We start from the raw sequence: 16,531 nt of genomic DNA, 5'->3' as shown, positions 1-16,531 counted from the left end.
CGTCAACCGCGTTGCGCGTGCGCCTCCAGGAACCGCTCCGAAATGGTGAATCCCAGACCCGGCTTTTCAGGGATCGCTATCATACCGTCCCTTGCTTCGACAGTCTCTTCGATAAGATCGTGGATCATCGGGTTGGCGCCGAGCGAATATTCGACGGTAAAACTGGCAGGCGAGGCCGCACAAACATGCAGGCCGGCGAAGAAGCATGGGGCGCCGGCCCACAGATGCGGGGCAAAGCGCAGATTGAAGGCACTGGCGATGGTGCCGATCTTCATCGCCTCGCTGATACCGCCGCAAAAGGCCGGATCCGGCTGGAAGATATCGGCGGATTTCAGCACCGCGAGATCGCGGAAGGCGTAGCGCGTCGCTTCGCTTTCGCCGGTGGCGATCGGGATCGAACCCGAGGCGCGCACCTCGGCCATACCAGCCTTGTCGTCGGCGATAACAGGCTCCTCGAACCAGGCGAGGTCGAGATCGCTGGCCAGGCTGATGAAGCGCTTGGCCTCGGCCACCGTATAGGTGCCGTGCGCGTCGACCATCAACTCGACGTCAGGACCGAGCGCCTGCCGTGCGGCGCGGACGCGGGCGGCGGAAATGTGCGGGGCGCCGTCCATGGCGCCGACGCGCATCTTCAGCGCCTTGAAGCCGCCTTTGGCGATGTAGGATTTGAGCTGCTCGCCGATAGCGTCGGCGGCAGCCCAGCCGCCGGAGGCGTAGGCCGGCATGCGGTCGAGCTTGCGGCCGCCGATGAGCCGCCACACCGGCTGTCCCAACGACTTCCCCAGAATATCCCAGAGCGCGATATCGACGGCGCTGATTGCCGCAATGCTCATGCCGCGCCGCGCCAGCTGCGGCATGGCATGGCCGGCGCGCGCGGCACTGTCATGGCGCACGCCGTTGTAGAGCATCTCCCAGATCATGCCGATGTCGGCGGGGTCGCGGCCGATCAGCTGCGGCCCGACCTCGTGATTCAGCATGTAGACCAGCGCACCATAGCTGCCGGCGCTGCCGGCGGCGTTCTTGCCCTCGCCCCAGCCGATCAGCCCGTCGTCAGTCTCAATGCGCAGGATGGCGGCGTCGAACGTCGTCACCTGGCCAAAGTCGCTGCGATGCTGCTTCGCGGCCTCAATCGGCACGCGGACCCACCACGCCTGGACCGTTTTGATGCGCATCCCGATCGGCTACTTGATCAGCGGCAGCAGCGTTTCGGCCGTGATGCGCATCTGGTCGGTGTAGAATTTCTCCGTCAGCACGCTGGAGCCGTGATCCTGGATGAACTTCAGCTGTTCGGGAGAAATGTCGACCGGATTCCGGTCGACCATGTCGGGATAGGGCGCGGCGGGTGTGCGGTCGACGGGCGCGACGAATTCGTTGGTCAGCGCGCCGTCATAGCCGACTTCCTTCAGCGTCTGCACGATCCGTGGCCAATCGATCTGGCCAAGGCCGGCGGCAAAGCGGTTGTTGTCGGCGACGTGGAAGTCGAACAGCCGTTTGCCGACCTGACGGATCGCGTCATGGACGTTAAATTCTTCCATATGGATGTGATAGGCGTCGAGGCAGACGCCGCATTCGGGGCTGACCGCATCGGCCAGGGCCAACGCCTGCGCGCCGCGGTTGAACAGATAGGTCTCGAAGCGGTTGAGCGGCTCGACCGCGATCTTGACGCCGACCTTCTTGGCATGGGTGAAGCATTCGCGGGTGGCGTCGACCACCCACTTCCATTCCTCTTCCTCGGTGCCGTCCGGGACCACTTTGCCGACGGTCGCGGGCACCAGCGTTATGATCTCGCCATCAAGTTCGCTGACCATGGTCAGCACGTCCTTGACGTACTGCACCGAGCGTTCGCGCTGGCCCTGGTCCCTGGCGGCAAGGTTGCGTTCGCCCAGCATCAGCGTCACCGACCCCCAGCAGCGGATGCCGTATTCTTTCAGCAGCGCGCGGGTCTCCTTGGTCTTGTATTGCTCGGGCTCGCCGGAAATCTCGATCGACTCGTAGCCGAATTTCTTGATGCGCTTCAGCGTCACCTCCAACGGTTCCGCGCGCATCCAGTTGTGCGTCGAAAGATGCATGGTCTATCCTTCCCAGAATTCGTCTGTGCCAGTTCGCCTGCGATGCGCCCCACAAGGCGCGTCGCGTGTTTCCTCCCCAAGGCGCTCCAGCGTTTTGCGCAACTGGTTCGACCAATTGGGCCCTAATGGAGGTCTACAGCAATTTTTGTCGCGCGGCAAGAACCGCCGCCATGCGATATCGACATCTGTGTACCGTATTGATTATGCTGGTATATATCGCCAAAAATGGAATGCCCTGGCAGCTTTGCGCGTGAGTCAAATGGCTTGACCCATTTCCGGTATTTGGTAATACCAGAATGCCGATACGAGAATGCACATCACAAGAGACCAAAGAGGCTGGCCCTGCTTTCATCAGGCGCTATGCTTGGTCCTTGGAAAAATGAATTGGGAGGATGCCGATGCCGTCGACAATGAAGGGTCCGGGGCTGTTTCTGGCGCAGTTCGCGGGGGATACCGCGCCGTTCAATTCGCTGGCCTCGATCACCAAATGGGCGGCTGGTCTCGGTTACAAGGGCGTGCAGATCCCGACCTGGGATGCACGCCTGTTCGACCTCAAGAAGGCGGCATCTTCCAAGACCTATTGCGACGAGGTGAAAGGCATCTGCGCGGATGCCGGCGTCGAGATCACCGAACTATCGACGCATCTTCAAGGGCAGCTGGTGGCGGTGCACCCGGCCTATGATGCCCAGTTCGACGGCTTTGCACCGCCTGCGGTGCACAACAACCCCAAGGCCAGGCAGAAATGGGCGGTCGAACAGATGGAGTTCGGCGCCAAGGCCTCGAAGAATCTTGGCCTGAAAGCCTCGGTGACGTTTTCCGGCGCCCTAGCTTTCCCGTACCTCTATCCCTGGCCACAGCGGCCGGCCGGGCTGATCGAGGAGGCCTTCGCCGAGCTCGGCACACGCTGGAAGCCGATCCTGGACGTCTATGACGAAAACGGCGTCGATGTCGGCTATGAGATCCATCCTGGCGAGGACATCTTCGACGGCGCAACCTTCGAGATGTTCCTGGATGCGGTTGGCGGTCACAAGCGCTGCAACATCAACTACGACCCGTCGCATTTCCTTTTGCAGCAGCTCGACTATCTCGAATTCATCGACATCTATCACGAGCGGATCAAGGCCTTCCATGCCAAGGATGCCGAGTTCAATCCGACGGGGCGGCAAGGCGTCTATTCCGGCTATCAGAGCTGGACCAATCGCGCGGGGCGATTCCGCTCGCTTGGCGACGGGCAGGTCGATTTCGGCGGCATCTTCTCCAAGCTTACCCAGTATGGCTACGATTCCTGGGCGGTGCTCGAGTGGGAGTGTTGCCTCAAGCATCCGGAGGACGGCGCGGCCGAAGGCGCGCCCTTCATCCAGCACCACATTATCCGGGTGACGGAAAAGGCCTTTGATGATTTCGCCGGCGGCACCACCGACAAGAAGATGCTGCGCGCCATGATGGGTATTTGAGACAAGCAGGAGAAAGACATGGTCGGCGCATCGAAGTCGGAAGCGGGGGGCGGCCCGATCCGCTATGGTATGGTCGGCGGCGGCCAAGGCGCCTTCATCGGCGCGGTGCACCGGATCGCGGCCCGCATGGACAATGACTTCGTGCTGGTGGCCGGCACCCTGTCGGCCAATCCCGAGCGCGCCAAGGCTTCCGCCGCCGAACTCGGTCTCGACCCGGCGCGCAGCTACGCCTCCTATGCCGAGATGGCCAAGGCCGAGGCCAAGCGCCCGGACGGCATCGAGGCGGTGGCGATCGTCACCCCCAACAATGTGCACGTGCCGGCGGCCAAGGTCTTCCTCGAGGCGGGCATCCACGTCATCTGCGACAAGCCGCTGGCGACGACTTTGGCCGAGGCCAAGAAGCTCGCGGCCGTGGTTGAAAAGACCGGCAAGGTGTTCGTGCTGACGCACAATTACACTGCCTATCCGATGATCCGGCAGGCGCGCGAGATGGTGGCCAAGGGGCAGCTTGGCGACATCCGCATCGTTCAGTCCGAGTACCCGCAGGACTGGCTGACCGAGGATCTTGCCGCCACCGGCCAGAAGCAGGCGGCGTGGCGCTCCGACCCCAAGCAGGCGGGCGCGGGCGGCGCGCTCGGCGACATCGGCACGCATGCCTACAATCTGGCGCGCTTCGTCTCGGGTCTGGAGCTCGATTCCCTGTCGGCCGATCTCGACGCTTTCGTGCCGGGGCGGCTGCTCGACGACAATGTCAATGTCATGCTGCGCTTCAAGCCGGTCGGCAAGGTGCATCCGGCCAAGGGCATGATCTGGGCGAGCCAGGTGGCGCCCGGCCACGAGAACGGGCTGAAGCTGCGCATCTACGGCTCGAAGGGCGGGCTGGAATGGGTGCAGGCCGATCCGAACTATCTCTGGTACACGCCGTTCGGCCAGCCCAAGCAGTTGCTCACCCGCAACGGCGCCGGCGCGCTGCCAGTTGCGGGACGCGTCAGCCGCGTTCCGTCTGGCCATCCGGAAGGCTATCTCGAAGGCTTCGCCAACATCTACCAGGAGGCGGCGCGGGCGATCCGCGCGGCACGCAAGAAGGGCGGCAAGCCGGGCAAGGACGTGGTGTTCCCGACCATCCAGGACGGCGTCGAAGGTATGGCGTTCATCGAGGCCTGCGTTAAGTCATCGAAGAAGAACGGGGCGTGGACGAAACTTTAGGGAGCGCCGGCGCCAAGTCTCTTCTCCCTTCGGGGAGAAGGTGGCCGCGAAGCGGCCGAATGAGGGCGCATGGTGCGAGGTGCGAAAGAAACCAGCGCGCGCCGTCAAACGGGGAGGGGCTGTCGATGAAAGTCGGCATGTGCATGTTTTTGTGGACGACTTCCGTGTCTAAGAAACACGAGCCGTTGCTGCGCGACATCAAGGCGACCGGCTTCGACGGCGTCGAGATACCGATCTTCTCAGGCACGCCAGAGGACTACAAGAAGCTTGGCGATCTGCTCGACCGCATCGGGTTGGAGCGCACGGCTGTTACGGCGATGGGCGACCCGGCGATGAATCTGATTTCGCCGGATGCCGCGACCCGCAAGGCCGGCATCGGCTACATGAAATGGGCGATCGATTGCGCCCAGGCGCTCGGCGCGAGTACGCTGAGCGGGCCGCTGCATTCGACGCTCGGCGCCTTCTCCGGCAGCGGGCCGACCGCTGCCGAGAAGAAGCGCTCGATCGCCTCGCAGCGCGCCATTGGCGATCATGCCGGCAAGCGGAACGTTACCATCGGGTTGGAGGCGCTCAACCGTTTCGAGTGCTATCTGCTGAACACGATGGCCGATCTGTCCGAGCACGTCGATGCCATCGACCGGCCGCACATCAAGGCGATGTACGACACCTTCCACGCCAATATCGAGGAAGCCGACCCGATCGGCGCCTACATGAAGCACCGGCGGAATGTCGTGCACATCCACATTTCGGAGAACGATCGCGGCGTGCCGGGGCGCGGGAACATTCCGTGGAAAGAGACTTTCGCGGCCATCCGCAAGAGCGGCTATGACGACTGGCTGACGATCGAGGCGTTTGGCAGATCGCTGAAGGATCTGGCGGCGGCGACCAAGGTGTGGCGGGATTTTTCCGAGACGCCGGAGGCAGTTTATCGCGAGGGATACAGGCATATCAGGGATGGGTGGAAGCGGGCGGCTTAGCCGCTCACTTCCTCATCCACGGGCGGAGCGGGAGCGCAGCGGACGCGGAGACCCGAGGACCCATGCCGCGACTGTCGCGCGCCGCAGCGGTGCAGGTAGGAGATGCGAATGGACGCCTCTTTTTGCACCGCTGGATTCTAGCGCAGACGTCACCGAATGAAACCTCGGGTCTGCGCCGCGTCGCTTCGCTCCTTGCTCCGCCCGTGGATGAGGGGCACTTATCGCTCCACCAAATTTTTCGGATGTCTTACCCCACCTCGATCACAGCCTTGATCAACCCCGATTTCTCATGCGCCCAGCGGGTGAGATCATCCGGCGTGCCGGCCAGCGTGGTGCGGTGGGTGACGAGTTTTGCCAGCGGCACCGCGCCGTTGCGGATCGAGGCGGCGACGTGGTCGAAGTCGGCCTTGAGCGCGTTGCGGCTGCCGATCAATGTCATTTCCCGCTTGTGGAATTCCGGGTCGGAAAAGACGATGTCGTCCTTGACGACACTGACCAGCACGAGCGTGCCACCATGCGCGACATGGGCGAAGGCCGACTGCACCGAGGCGGTGTTGCCGGTGGCGTCGAAGACGATGTCGAACCCTTCGCCGCCGGTTGCCTCGCGCACCAGTTCGGCTGCCGCTTTTTGTGAGCCGTCGAGCGTGGCGAAGCCGAGTTCGCCTTTTGCAAAATCCAGCCGCTCCGTGCTCATGTCGAGCAGGCTGACATCGAGCCCGGCGATGCGCGCAAACAGCGCTGCGCCAAGGCCGATCGGCCCGGCACCTATGACCAGGGTGCGGGCGCCTGGTTCGGCGCGGGCACGCCGTACGGCATGCGCGCCGATGGCGAGGAATTCCACCGCCGCCGCGTCGGCCAGAGATAGGCCGTTTGACGGATAAAGATTCTCTGCCGGCACCAGGATCTGCTCGGCCATGGCGCCGTCGCGATGCACGCCAAGCACTTCGATCCTGACGCAGCAATTCGGCTTGCCGTGCCGGCAGGCGATGCATTTTCCGCAAGCGAGATAGGGATTGATGATGACGGGCTCGCCCACGGCAAGGTCGACATCTTCGCCGGTCTCGACGACGGTGCCCGACACTTCGTGGCCCATGATGCGGGGATAGGCGAGGAACGGGTGCTTGCCTTCGAAGATGTGGTAGTCGGTGCCGCAGATGCCGACATGGCTGACGGCGACCAGCGCCCAGCCGGCAAGCGGCGCTCCTGGCGCCGGCCGGTCTTCCAGGACAAGCTCGCCGGGCGAGCGGCAGACAACAGCTTTCATTCGGCAATTCCAGTGTTCAAAAAGGCGCCGGTCCGTTGTTGAGCGGACCGACACGGAAGGTCAGGGAGGATTACTTGCCGCGACGGCGCAGGCCGTCGAAATAGACGATGATGATGATCAACGCGCCGGTGATGATGCGCTGCCAGAACGAGTTGACGTTGAGCAGATTGGCGCCGTTGTTGATGGTGGCCAGGATGAAGGCGCCGAGCAGCGGGCCATGCACCGAGCCGACGGCGCCGAACAGCGAAGTGCCGCCGATCACCGATGAGGCGATCGCCTGCAACTCCCAACCTTCGGCCTGGGTCGGGTTGCCGATGCCGATGCGCGCCGCCAGCAGCACGCCGACGAAGGCCGCGCACAGGCCCGACAGCGTGTAGGCCATGTAGATGGTGCGCTGGACATTGACGCCCGAGAGGCGCGAAGCCTCGGCATTGGATCCCACGGAGAAGAGATAGCGGCCCCAGCGGCTGTGGTGCAGGAAGATGTAGGCCGGGATACCGACCAGGATCACCATCCAGAACAGATTGGGGATGCCGACAAAGGAACTGCGCGAGAACGCGGTGAAGCTGTCGCTGTTGATGTTGATCGAATTGCCGTTGGTCATCAACAGGCCGATGCCGCGCAACGAGGTCAGCGTCGCCAGCGTGATGATGAAGGGCGGCAGGCCCATCTTGACGATGCCGAAGCCATGGAACAGGCCGATGGCAACGCCGACCAGCAGCGTCACCAGAATGGCGACCCAGATCGGGAAGCCGGCATTGATCATCATGGCGACAATGACGGTGGCGAAGCCGACCACGGCGCCGACCGAGAGGTCGATGCCGCCGGTGATGATGACGAAGGTCTGGCCGACCGCCATGATGGCGATCATCGAGCCCTGCCGCAAAGATTGGCGATGTTGTTGGAGGAGGCGAAGCTCGGCGTCGCCACCGACAGCACGATCCAGAGCAGAACCAGCAACGCCAGAAGCGTCAGCCCAAACAGGACGTTGTAGTTCCGTTTCGGTTTTTCGATCGCGATGGTTTCGATGCTCATGGTTCCTCCCGTTTCTTGTTTTGTCAGCCGATCGCCTGTGTCAGCACGTCTTCGTGGCTGGCGGCGCGAAAGCCATGGCTGGCGACCAGTTTGCCGCGCCGGAACACGTGCAGCGTATCGGCGAGCTCGTAAACCTCGGGCAGATAGGACGAGATCAGGATGATGCCGGCGCCCTTGGACAACAGTTCCCCGAACAGGCGGTAGATCTCGGCCTTGGTGCCGACATCGACGCCGACCGTAGGCTCGTCGAAGATGAACAGCTTGGCGCCGTGCGCCAGCCATTTGCCGATGACGATCTTCTGCTGGTTGCCGCCGGACAGGCTGGAGGCCAGGGCGCCGCGTGTTGGCGTTTTGATGCGGAGGCCGGCGATCTGGCGATCGGCTTCAGCCTTTTCCTTCGTGTTCGAAATCAGCAGGTTGTTGGAGATGCGCTTGTAGATCGGCAGGTTGAGGTTGAGGCCGACCGGCAGGTTCAGGCACAGGCCCTGGTCGCGGCGGCTTTCCGGCGCCAGCGCCATGCCGAGCTTGATCGCGTCGTGCTCGGAATTGATGTGGACCGGCTTGCCTTGCCAAAGGACCTGTCCGGCCGACTTCTTGTGGCGGCCATAGAGCGTGGTGACGAACTCGCTCCGCCCGGCGCCGATCAGGCCATAGAGCCCGACGATCTCGCCGGCGCGCACCGTCATCGAGACGTCTTCGAAACCCTTGCCCGACAGGTTTTTCGCTTCAACGATCACGGCACCGGGGGTGAAATGCTCCTTATGGTAGACTTGCTCGATCGAGCGGTTGATCATCATCTTGACCAGCTCGGCGTCATTGGTCTCGGCAATGTTGCGGGTGCCGACCAGCGTGCCGTCGCGCAGCACCGAGACGCGATCGGCGAGCTCGAACACCTCTTCCATGCGATGGCTGATGTAGATGATGGTGACGCCTTCGCCCTTGAGCCTGCGGATCAGCGTGAACAGCTGGTCGGCTTCCTTGCGGGTGAGATAGGCGGTCGGCTCGTCGAAGATCAGGAATTTGGTGCCGCGCACGGTGGCGCGGGCGGCGGCGATCAGCTGCTGCTGGCCGATGGTGAGGTCACCCAGCATGACATGCGCCGGCAGGTCGAAGCCGAGACCGTCGATGATCTTCTGCGCTTCCTTGACCATGGCGCGCTGCTGCAGGATGCCGAAGCGCGAATTCTCCTCGCCGAGGAACATGTTGGCGGCGACGGTGAGATGGCGACAGAGCACGACCTCCTGATGCACGGCGTTGATGCCCAGCGCCATTGCCTCGTGCGGGGTTGCCAGCGCTGCCGGCTTGCCCTCCCAGATGACATCGCCGGAGGTGCGCGGCATGACGCCGGTCAGAAGCTTGATCAAGGTGGATTTGCCGGCGCCGTTCTCGCCGACGATGGCGTGGATCTCACCTGCCTTGAAGGCAAGGTGAACGGGCTTCAACGCATGCGTGCCGGGATAGCGCTTTTCCAGTCCGTGCAGTTCGAGGATCGTCCTGCCGGGCGCTAGCGTTGGGGCCGGGTGCAGTTCCTGCGCCGTGGGCTTCATGACAATCCTCCAGGTTGGCCTTACGGTTGGCACGTCGCGATGCAGTCAGCCACATCGCCGAGGTAATTCTAGCCGGTGGATATTCAAGCCGGTCGAATGTTTCCGAGGCGCGAGGCCCCGGAAACGATTTTTGCCTGACGGGCTCAGAGCTTCGGGTTGAGCAGGGCGTCGATCTTGGGGTCTTTCATGTTTGCCTTGGTCACCAGGTTGGCGCCGGTGTCGACATTGGCCTCGACCTTCTCGCCCTTCGAGGCGGCGAGCGCGGTCTTGATGCCGTCATAGCCCATCCGGTACGGATCCTGGACGACGAGCGCGGAAATGACGCCGTCATTGAGGAACTTGATCAGCTTCTCGTCGCTGTCGAAGCCGACCAGCGCCAGCTTGCCGCCAAGGTTGTTCTCGGCGACAGCCTGACCGACGCCCTGCGCCATGATCAGGTTGGACGCGAAGATGCCCTTGAGGTTCGGGTTGGCGGTGATCAGGTCGGTGGCGATGTTGAGACCGGTCGTTGCCTGGCCGTCGGCATATTTGTCCGCGACGAGCTTGAGCCCCGGATATTTCGCGGCCAGCTGCTCGGTGAAGCCCTGCTTGCGCTGCTCCAGCGAACCGGCGCCCGGCGCGTTGGTGATCAGGGCGACGTCGCCCTCGATCTTGCCGCCATTGGCTTCGCCGATGGCTGCTGCAAGACCGTCAGCGGCGACGCGACCGCCCTGCACATTGTCGGTGGTCAGGAACGAGGTGAACGCCTTGGAGTCGGCGCCGGAGTCGATGCCGATGACCTTGACCTTGCTGGCCGCTTCATCGATCGGCTTGCCGAGCGCCTTGAATTCGGTCGGCGCGATGACGATCGCGGCCGGGTTGCCGGCGACGGCATTCTCGAGGATCGAAACCTGGCCGTTGACGTCGGTTTCAGCCTGGGCGCCGAGTTCGGGTACGTTGACGCCGAGATCCTTGCCGGCCTTGCGGGCGCCGGCCAGGACGATCTGCCAGTAGAAGGACGTGGTGTCCTTGACGATGATCGGAATGGTCACGTCCGCCGCCGAAGCCGGCGCCGTCTGCAGCGTGCCGGCAAGCATCGAGGCGGCAGCAAGTGCCATCAGTGAGCGGCGGTTGAGAATGCTGGTCACGAATTTCATTAGGAATCCTCCCTAGATCGCCCGGTGAAGGTTGCGGAAGCTCCATTTGGATAGGCGCGGCCCAAAAGGAACTTTATCAATAAAAAACAGTTGCCGCTTTTTGATAGTGCATCGGTCCGGCCGACGCAAGCGGTGTTTCATATAGGCCTGCGCATGGCTCGGCGGGGAAACCTCCCTGCCGATCCTCAGTGCCACGTCCAGACGCTCCCGATCCTCCTTGATCATCATGGAATATTAATTCCACCGTCGAGTCAATATGGAATATTCATTCCTTCTTGAGAGCCGTGATCGTGGCGTTTCGTCAGCCGAGCTCCTGAACGATGGTGTAGGGAGTGTAGCGGGCGAATTCCGCTTGCGGCACCTGGACGTTGAACAGGTCGAGGTTGCGCGTCAGGTTGGCGGGCTTGGCCGTTCCGGTCAGCACGCTGGCCACGACAGGCTCCTGCAGCGGAAACTGCAATGCAGCCGCCGCCAGCGGATATCCGCCCTCATCAGCGATTTTCTCCATCGCCCCAACACGCTCGAGTATGTCCTGCGTCGCCGGCAGATAATCGAAATGCGCGCCGTGCACCGGCCCGGTCGCCAGGATGCCGGAGTTGAAAACGCCGCCGATGATGAGCGAAGTCTGTCGCTCACGACACAGCGGCAGCAACTCGGCTTCAGCCGAGCGGTCGAGCAGCGAATAGCGGCTGGCCAGCAGGATGCAGTCGAGCGGCGCTTCGCACAGCACGTCGAGGCAGATCTGCACCTCGTTGACGCCGAGCCCATAGGCGGAAATCACGCCGGACGTTTTAAGCTCTTCCAGCGCCTTCAAGCCGCCGTCGATCAGCTGGCGAAAGTGCAGCTTCGTCTTCTCGACGCCATGTGTGTAGGTGCCGATGTCGTGCACAAACAGGATGTCTATCCGGTTCAGCCCGAGCCGGGCATAGGAGAACTCGACCGAGCGCATGATGCCGTCATAGGAGTAGTCGTAGTCGAGCTCGAAGGGCAGCGGGTCGACATAGGAATGATCGGGAACCTGGTCTTCCGGCACCGGGCGGAACAACCGTCCGACCTTGGTCGACAGCACATAGGAATCCCGCGGCTTGTAGCGCAGGAAATCGCCGGTCCGCCGTTCCGACAGGCCGAAGCCATAGAAGGGCGCGGTGTCGAAATAGCGCAGGCCGGCATCCCAGGCTGTCTGCAGCGTCTCCATCGCCGCTTCGCGCGGACAGGCCCGGTAGAGCCCGCCGATCGCCGCCCCGCCGAAGCTTATCTCGGTTACCTCGAGCGCAGTCGTGCCGATGCGGCGTTTGTCCATCCACAGCCTCCCCTTGTGAGCCGTCTTTGCAGCCCGCTTTTTTCGTCGGTGGTTAGAGCGTCGCGCCGAGGTGCCACGGCACGAACTCGTTGTCGCCGTAGCCGAACGCCTCGCTCTTGGTCTTGCGGCCCGATGCCGTCTCGACGATGAGTTCGAAGAGTTCCCGGCCCATGCCGGCGATGGTCTTCTCACCCGAAGCGATGACGCCGCAATTGACGTCCATGTCCTCTTCCATCTGGTGGTACATGGTCGAGTTGGTGGCGACCTTGATCGACGGCGTGGGCCGGCAGCCGAAGCAGGAGCCGCGGCCGGTGGTGAAGACGATGATGTTGGCGCCGCCCGCCACCTGACCGGTCGCCGAGACCGGGTCGTAACCGGGCGTGTCCATGAACACCAAGCCACTGCCGGTGACCTTTTCGGCATAACCGAAGACGCCGTTGAGCGGAGTCTGGCCGCCTTTGGCCACGGCGCCCAGCGACTTTTCCAGGATGGTGGTCAGGCCACCGCGCTTGTTGCCGGGCGAGGGGTTGTTGTCGATCGAGGCGCCGTGCTTGGCGACATGGTCCTCCCACCATTTGACGAAACCGTCGAGCTTCTTGGCGATCTCCGGCGTTGCCGCGCGATAGGCGAGCAGATGTTCGGCGCCATAGATCTCCGTCGTCTCCGACAGGATGCCGATGCCGCCGACGCCGGCCAGGATGTCGACCGCCGCTCCCAGCGCGGGATTGGCGGTGATGCCCGACATGCCGTCGGAACCGCCGCATTGCAGGCCGACGACGATCTCCGAGACCGGGATCGGCTCGCGCTGATACTGGCCGACTTCCTCGGCGATTTCGGCGAGCACGCCCATCGCTTTTTCGACCGATTTGCGCGAACCGCCGGCGTCCTGGATGTTGAAATGGCGTTTTCCCGCCGCCGCACCTTTCTGGCCGTAAAGGGTAAGCTGGTTGACCTCGCAGCCGAGGCCGACCATCAGCGCGCCGCCGAAATTCGGGTGGCGGGTGTAGCCGGCGAGCGTGCGGTGCAGCACCATCATGCCGTCGCCGGTGCCGCTCATGCCGCAGCCCTGGCCATGGACGATCGGGACGAAGCCGTCGATCCCCGGATGTTTCGGCAGCAGCACGCGGTTGGCCTCGTCGGCGATGGCGTGGCAGACGGTGGCCGAGCAATTGACGCTGGCGATGATGCCGATGAAGTTGCGGGTGCCGGCACGGCCATCGGCGCGACGATAGCCCATGAATGTCCGGGCGCGGTCAGCTTCGGTGGCGTGCTCGGCCTCGCTCGGCGGCACCACCGGCAGGCGGCCGGATTCAAAAACCAGATTGTGCGAATGGACGTGGTCGCCGGGCGCGATGTCCTGGGTGGCGCGGCCGATGGCCTGGGCATACTTGACCACCGCCTCGCCGGCGGCGATAGGCTTGATCGCCACCTTGTGGCCGGGCTCGATCAAGGCCGTGGCGACGGCGCCGCCGGGCAGAGGGGTGCCGATCTCGATGCGGCCATTGGCGACCGCGACATTGTCGGCGGGGGACAGAAGAATGCTGTTCGAGGCGTTCACGGGCAGTTTCCTGGGTCTGTTCCTGGGGATGCGCGGATTGACACGCGTCTGTTTACATATAATGTCTTTTATCGTGAAAAAACATTTGTGCGTCAATTGTTTTTTCAGGAGGAGACCATGCGTCCGACGGATGCTTGGCTTGTGGGGAGCGGCGTCTGACACGCAGAGCGTTTTGCTTTGCCGGGTCAGCGCCAGGACATATGTGATATCGCGCTTCAAGCCAGCCACAGCAAGCGCCGGCGCGCAACGGGGCAGGGATGTCGAAGAGCAACAACGTCTACAAGGACGCTTACAACAGGGGTCTGCGGCTGCTCGATGAGACGCTGAGCCTGCCGTCGGAGCCGGAACTGGGCACTTTGCTCGGCGTCAGCCGGACCACCGTGCGCACCATTCTGGCGCGCATGGAAGAGACCGGGCTGATCGCGTGGAACAAACGCAGCAAGACAGTGCTCAGGGCGCCGAAGCCGGATGATTTCTTCCCCGAGGAGGAGACAGACACACTGGCCCAGATCATCGAGCGGTCGTTTATGCGCAGGTTGCTGGCCGGCGGTGCAGAGGCCGGCATGCAGATCAACGAGCTCGAACTGGCGCGCGAGATCGGCGTCGGCACCACCAGCGTGCGCGAGTTCCTGATCCGCTTCTCCCGCTTCGGCCTGATCGAGAAGCGGCGCAACAGCCACTGGGTGCTGAAAGGATTTACCCGTGCCTTTGCGCTCGAACTCACTGAAATCCGCGAAATGTTCGAGATACGCTCGGCGGCGGCCTTTGCCGCCTTGCCTGGGGATAGTCCGGTCTGGGCGGATCTCGACCGGCTGGAAGACGAGCACCGGCTTCTGGCCAGCGAAATCGCCATCCGCTTCAACGAATTCTCGGAGCTCGACGAGCGCTTCCACCGGCTGATCCACCGGGCGTCGCACAACCGCTTCATCGTCGATTTCTACGACGTCATCGCCATGATCTTTCACTACCACTACCAGTGGAACAAGGCGCAGGAGCGCGAGCGCAACGAAGTCGCGGTAAGCGAGCATCTCGCCTACATCGCGGCGCTCAAATCGCGCGATCTCGGCAAGGTCGACGCCGCCTGCCGCAAGCATCTGAAGTCCGCACGCCACACGCTGTTGACGTCGATTCCGGAAATCGGCGGCCGCCCGGCTTCCTGAGCGCGACGTCCCAAGGGACGTTATGCGCACAAGATCTTTGCCTATGCATGTCGTTATCCCAAACCGCTGCGCACTTTTGTGCGACATGGATCGAACGCGCCGCGTTGCCGCAGCGATGATTTGGCGATTTTCCGCCGACATGCCGCGTGCTAGATATCCACGCGTTGCTGCGTGAAGAGGCAGGTCTTTGGACTTCCGGCGTAAGAGATGGAGCATGACGGCCGCCTTTGTCGCGGCCTGTGTGCTGCTGCTCCAGTCGACGCTCGGCGTGTTTGCCTTCGGCATTGCGCCGGATGCCTCGCAACTCGACGCTTTCGGCAATGTCATCTGCAGCCATGAGGGAGCGGTCAAGCTTCCCGGCGGCGATCCGCACCAGCAGCATATGCCGGCGTGCTGCATGCTCGGCTGCAGCATGGCCTCCGTCGCCTATGCGCCGCCGGCAGGCGTCGGCCTGGCGCCGGTCAGCCAGTCCTTGGAAACAGTCGCTTTTGCCCCGCCGGCAGTCAGGCATCCCGACGTCACGCGCGAGCGCTCTCCGGCCAATCCGCGCGCGCCGCCGCTTGCGGGCTGAAAACCGCCGCTCGCTTTGCGTAACCTGCGCAGGCGATAATCATCCAATGACAAACACGTTCGCAGCCAGACAACGGCGCGACCTCATATTCATGGAGCCTACCCATGTCCCGTTTTCGTCATGCCGGCGCGTTGCGCCGCAGCACCCGTTTATTCAGCACTATCGAGCAGCGTCTCGGCAGCGCCCTGTTCGCCTTTGCACTGTTGTTCGTCGGCTCCCATTCCGTCCTTGCGCATGAATTCAAGGCCGGTGACATCGAGATCGAGCATCCCTGGTCGCGCGCCACGCCGGCCGGCGCCAAGGTTGCCGGCGGCTATTTCACCATCGTCAACAAGGGCAGCGCGCCGGACCGGCTGCTGTCGATTTCCTCCGACATTTCGGGCAAGGCCGAACTGCATGAAATGGGGGTGAAGGATGGCGTCATGACCATGCGCCCGGTCAGTGGCGGCCTGGACATTCCGGCGGGCGGCAAGATCACGCTGGGTCCTGGCGCCTACCACGTGATGTTCATGGATCTGACGCAGCCGCCTAAAGAAGGCCAGATGTTTGCCGCCACGCTGACTTTCGAGAAGGCCGGAACCGTGACCGTCGAGTTTGCCGTGCAAGCCATAGGCAGCGCGCCACCCCTCGAAGACAACGACTGACCAATCAATTTGCCAACCGATTTTTCGAGAGGGACCATCATGAACAAGTATCTTTTGCCGGCCGCTGCATTCCTTGTCCTGGGACAAGCGCTGCCTTCGGCCATATCACGCTCGAAACCCAGGAAGCGCCGGTCGGTTCGACCTACAAGGCCGTGCTGCAGGTGCCGCATGGCTGCGACGGCAAGGCGACGATTGCCGTGCGCGTGCAGATCCCGGAAGGGGTGATCGGAGTGAAGCCGATGCCGAAGCCGGGCTGGACGCTGCAGGTCAAGAAAGGCAAGTACGAGAAATCCTACCAGCTCTATGGCGAGGCGGTGACCTCGGGCGTCAAGGAAGTCGACTGGAGCGGCGGCAGCCTGCCGGATGAATTTTATGACGAGTTCGTCTTCCGCGGCACGTTGGCCGCCGATCTGCCGGCCGGGCAAAAACTCTATTTTCCGGTGGTGCAGGAATGCGATGGCGCCACCACGCGTTGGATAGAGATTCCGGCGGCTGGTCAGGATGAGGATGCGCTGGAAGATCCGGCGCCCGGCCTCAACCTGCTGCCGAAGAAATGATGCATTGGCGGCGCGCTGCTTCGAAGCGGCGCGCCACTGTTTTGGTGGATGGC

General features: G+C 63.0%; 14 protein-coding genes and 2 pseudogenes. 7 read left to right on the top strand and 9 right to left on the bottom strand.

Features of this window, described 5'->3' with window-relative positions; all coding sequences use genetic code 11:
* Nucleotides 1–2: 2 nt before the first annotated feature.
* On the bottom strand, nucleotides 3–1,172 hold the full coding sequence (locus NLY44_RS18075; protein WP_023683009.1) for a mandelate racemase/muconate lactonizing enzyme family protein: 1,170 nt from the start codon (nucleotides 1,170–1,172) through the stop codon (nucleotides 3–5).
* Between the two features lie 9 nt (nucleotides 1,173–1,181).
* Complete coding sequence (locus tag NLY44_RS18070) at nucleotides 1,182–2,069, bottom strand: sugar phosphate isomerase/epimerase family protein (protein WP_023669836.1); 888 nt, start codon at nucleotides 2,067–2,069, stop codon at nucleotides 1,182–1,184.
* A 398-nt stretch (nucleotides 2,070–2,467) separates the two neighbouring features.
* Between NLY44_RS18070 and NLY44_RS18065 the strand changes: the two genes are divergently transcribed.
* From NLY44_RS18065 to NLY44_RS18055, 3 genes are all read left to right on the top strand, one after another.
* Nucleotides 2,468–3,523, top strand: coding sequence for a sugar phosphate isomerase/epimerase family protein (locus NLY44_RS18065; protein ID WP_023726430.1), 1,056 nt, complete (start codon nucleotides 2,468–2,470; stop codon nucleotides 3,521–3,523).
* 18 nt (nucleotides 3,524–3,541) lie between these two features.
* Entirely contained in the window at nucleotides 3,542–4,729 is a 1,188-nt protein-coding gene (locus NLY44_RS18060) for a Gfo/Idh/MocA family protein (protein ID WP_023804586.1), read from the top strand.
* 125 nt (nucleotides 4,730–4,854) lie between these two features.
* Entirely contained in the window at nucleotides 4,855–5,706 is an 852-nt protein-coding gene (locus NLY44_RS18055; protein ID WP_023804587.1) for a sugar phosphate isomerase/epimerase family protein, read from the top strand.
* Between the two features lie 247 nt (nucleotides 5,707–5,953).
* On the opposite strand, the gene NLY44_RS18050 is transcribed toward NLY44_RS18055, so the two are convergent.
* From NLY44_RS18050 to NLY44_RS18020, 7 genes and pseudogenes are all read right to left on the bottom strand, one after another.
* Complete coding sequence (locus NLY44_RS18050; RefSeq protein WP_023804588.1) at nucleotides 5,954–6,970, bottom strand: zinc-binding alcohol dehydrogenase family protein; 1,017 nt, start codon at nucleotides 6,968–6,970, stop codon at nucleotides 5,954–5,956.
* A 70-nt stretch (nucleotides 6,971–7,040) separates the two neighbouring features.
* Nucleotides 7,041–8,005, bottom strand: a pseudogene (locus NLY44_RS18045) (ABC transporter permease).
* A gap of 23 nt (nucleotides 8,006–8,028) precedes the next feature.
* A complete protein-coding gene (locus NLY44_RS18040) occupies nucleotides 8,029–9,552 on the bottom strand; it encodes a sugar ABC transporter ATP-binding protein (protein WP_031201310.1) in 1,524 nt (507 codons plus the stop codon).
* 143 nt (nucleotides 9,553–9,695) lie between these two features.
* On the bottom strand, nucleotides 9,696–10,688 hold the full coding sequence (locus NLY44_RS18035) for an ABC transporter substrate-binding protein (protein WP_023686618.1): 993 nt from the start codon (nucleotides 10,686–10,688) through the stop codon (nucleotides 9,696–9,698).
* A gap of 12 nt (nucleotides 10,689–10,700) precedes the next feature.
* Entirely contained in the window at nucleotides 10,701–10,916 is a 216-nt protein-coding gene (locus NLY44_RS18030) for a hypothetical protein (protein WP_023686617.1), read from the bottom strand.
* 73 nt (nucleotides 10,917–10,989) lie between these two features.
* Nucleotides 10,990–11,988: an aldo/keto reductase gene (locus tag NLY44_RS18025; RefSeq protein WP_023698173.1), complete on the bottom strand. Its 999-nt coding sequence runs from the start codon at nucleotides 11,986–11,988 to the stop codon at nucleotides 10,990–10,992.
* A 52-nt stretch (nucleotides 11,989–12,040) separates the two neighbouring features.
* Nucleotides 12,041–13,546: a UxaA family hydrolase gene (locus NLY44_RS18020; RefSeq protein WP_023804589.1), complete on the bottom strand. Its 1,506-nt coding sequence runs from the start codon at nucleotides 13,544–13,546 to the stop codon at nucleotides 12,041–12,043.
* A 257-nt stretch (nucleotides 13,547–13,803) separates the two neighbouring features.
* Here NLY44_RS18020 and NLY44_RS18015 point away from each other — a divergent pair, with 257 nt between their 5' ends.
* From NLY44_RS18015 to NLY44_RS18000, 4 genes and pseudogenes are all read left to right on the top strand, one after another.
* A complete protein-coding gene (locus NLY44_RS18015; protein WP_023804590.1) occupies nucleotides 13,804–14,706 on the top strand; it encodes a GntR family transcriptional regulator in 903 nt (300 codons plus the stop codon).
* A gap of 214 nt (nucleotides 14,707–14,920) precedes the next feature.
* On the top strand, nucleotides 14,921–15,277 hold the full coding sequence (locus tag NLY44_RS18010; protein WP_023804591.1) for a DUF2946 family protein: 357 nt from the start codon (nucleotides 14,921–14,923) through the stop codon (nucleotides 15,275–15,277).
* 104 nt (nucleotides 15,278–15,381) lie between these two features.
* A complete protein-coding gene (locus NLY44_RS18005) occupies nucleotides 15,382–15,921 on the top strand; it encodes a copper chaperone PCu(A)C (RefSeq protein ID WP_023804592.1) in 540 nt (179 codons plus the stop codon).
* 39 nt (nucleotides 15,922–15,960) lie between these two features.
* Nucleotides 15,961–16,478: pseudogene (locus NLY44_RS18000) on the top strand (YcnI family copper-binding membrane protein).
* Nucleotides 16,479–16,531: the final 53 nt, after the last annotated feature.

It is taken from the genome of Mesorhizobium sp. C089B, from assembly GCF_030323125.1.
In the GTDB taxonomy this organism is placed as follows: domain Bacteria; phylum Pseudomonadota; class Alphaproteobacteria; order Rhizobiales; family Rhizobiaceae; genus Mesorhizobium.
This window is presented reverse-complemented; position numbering and strand designations above follow the sequence as displayed.

What these genes read in the sequence shown, in the direction of transcription:
- NLY44_RS18075 (WP_023683009.1), bottom strand. Translation starts at nt 1,172, where the DNA reads ATGCGCATCAAAACGGTCCAGGCGTGGTGGGTCCGCGTGCCGATTGAG.
- NLY44_RS18070 (WP_023669836.1), bottom strand. Translation starts at nt 2,069, where the DNA reads ATGCATCTTTCGACGCACAACTGGATGCGCGCGGAACCGTTGGAGGTG.
- NLY44_RS18065 (WP_023726430.1), top strand. Translation starts at nt 2,468, where the DNA reads ATGCCGTCGACAATGAAGGGTCCGGGGCTGTTTCTGGCGCAGTTCGCG.
- NLY44_RS18060 (WP_023804586.1), top strand. Translation starts at nt 3,542, where the DNA reads ATGGTCGGCGCATCGAAGTCGGAAGCGGGGGGCGGCCCGATCCGCTAT.
- NLY44_RS18055 (WP_023804587.1), top strand. Translation starts at nt 4,855, where the DNA reads ATGAAAGTCGGCATGTGCATGTTTTTGTGGACGACTTCCGTGTCTAAG.
- NLY44_RS18050 (WP_023804588.1), bottom strand. Translation starts at nt 6,970, where the DNA reads ATGAAAGCTGTTGTCTGCCGCTCGCCCGGCGAGCTTGTCCTGGAAGAC.
- NLY44_RS18040 (WP_031201310.1), bottom strand. Translation starts at nt 9,552, where the DNA reads ATGAAGCCCACGGCGCAGGAACTGCACCCGGCCCCAACGCTAGCGCCC.
- NLY44_RS18035 (WP_023686618.1), bottom strand. Translation starts at nt 10,688, where the DNA reads ATGAAATTCGTGACCAGCATTCTCAACCGCCGCTCACTGATGGCACTT.
- NLY44_RS18030 (WP_023686617.1), bottom strand. Translation starts at nt 10,916, where the DNA reads ATGATGATCAAGGAGGATCGGGAGCGTCTGGACGTGGCACTGAGGATC.
- NLY44_RS18025 (WP_023698173.1), bottom strand. Translation starts at nt 11,988, where the DNA reads ATGGACAAACGCCGCATCGGCACGACTGCGCTCGAGGTAACCGAGATA.
- NLY44_RS18015 (WP_023804590.1), top strand. Translation starts at nt 13,804, where the DNA reads ATGTCGAAGAGCAACAACGTCTACAAGGACGCTTACAACAGGGGTCTG.
- NLY44_RS18010 (WP_023804591.1), top strand. Translation starts at nt 14,921, where the DNA reads ATGACGGCCGCCTTTGTCGCGGCCTGTGTGCTGCTGCTCCAGTCGACG.
- NLY44_RS18005 (WP_023804592.1), top strand. Translation starts at nt 15,382, where the DNA reads ATGTCCCGTTTTCGTCATGCCGGCGCGTTGCGCCGCAGCACCCGTTTA.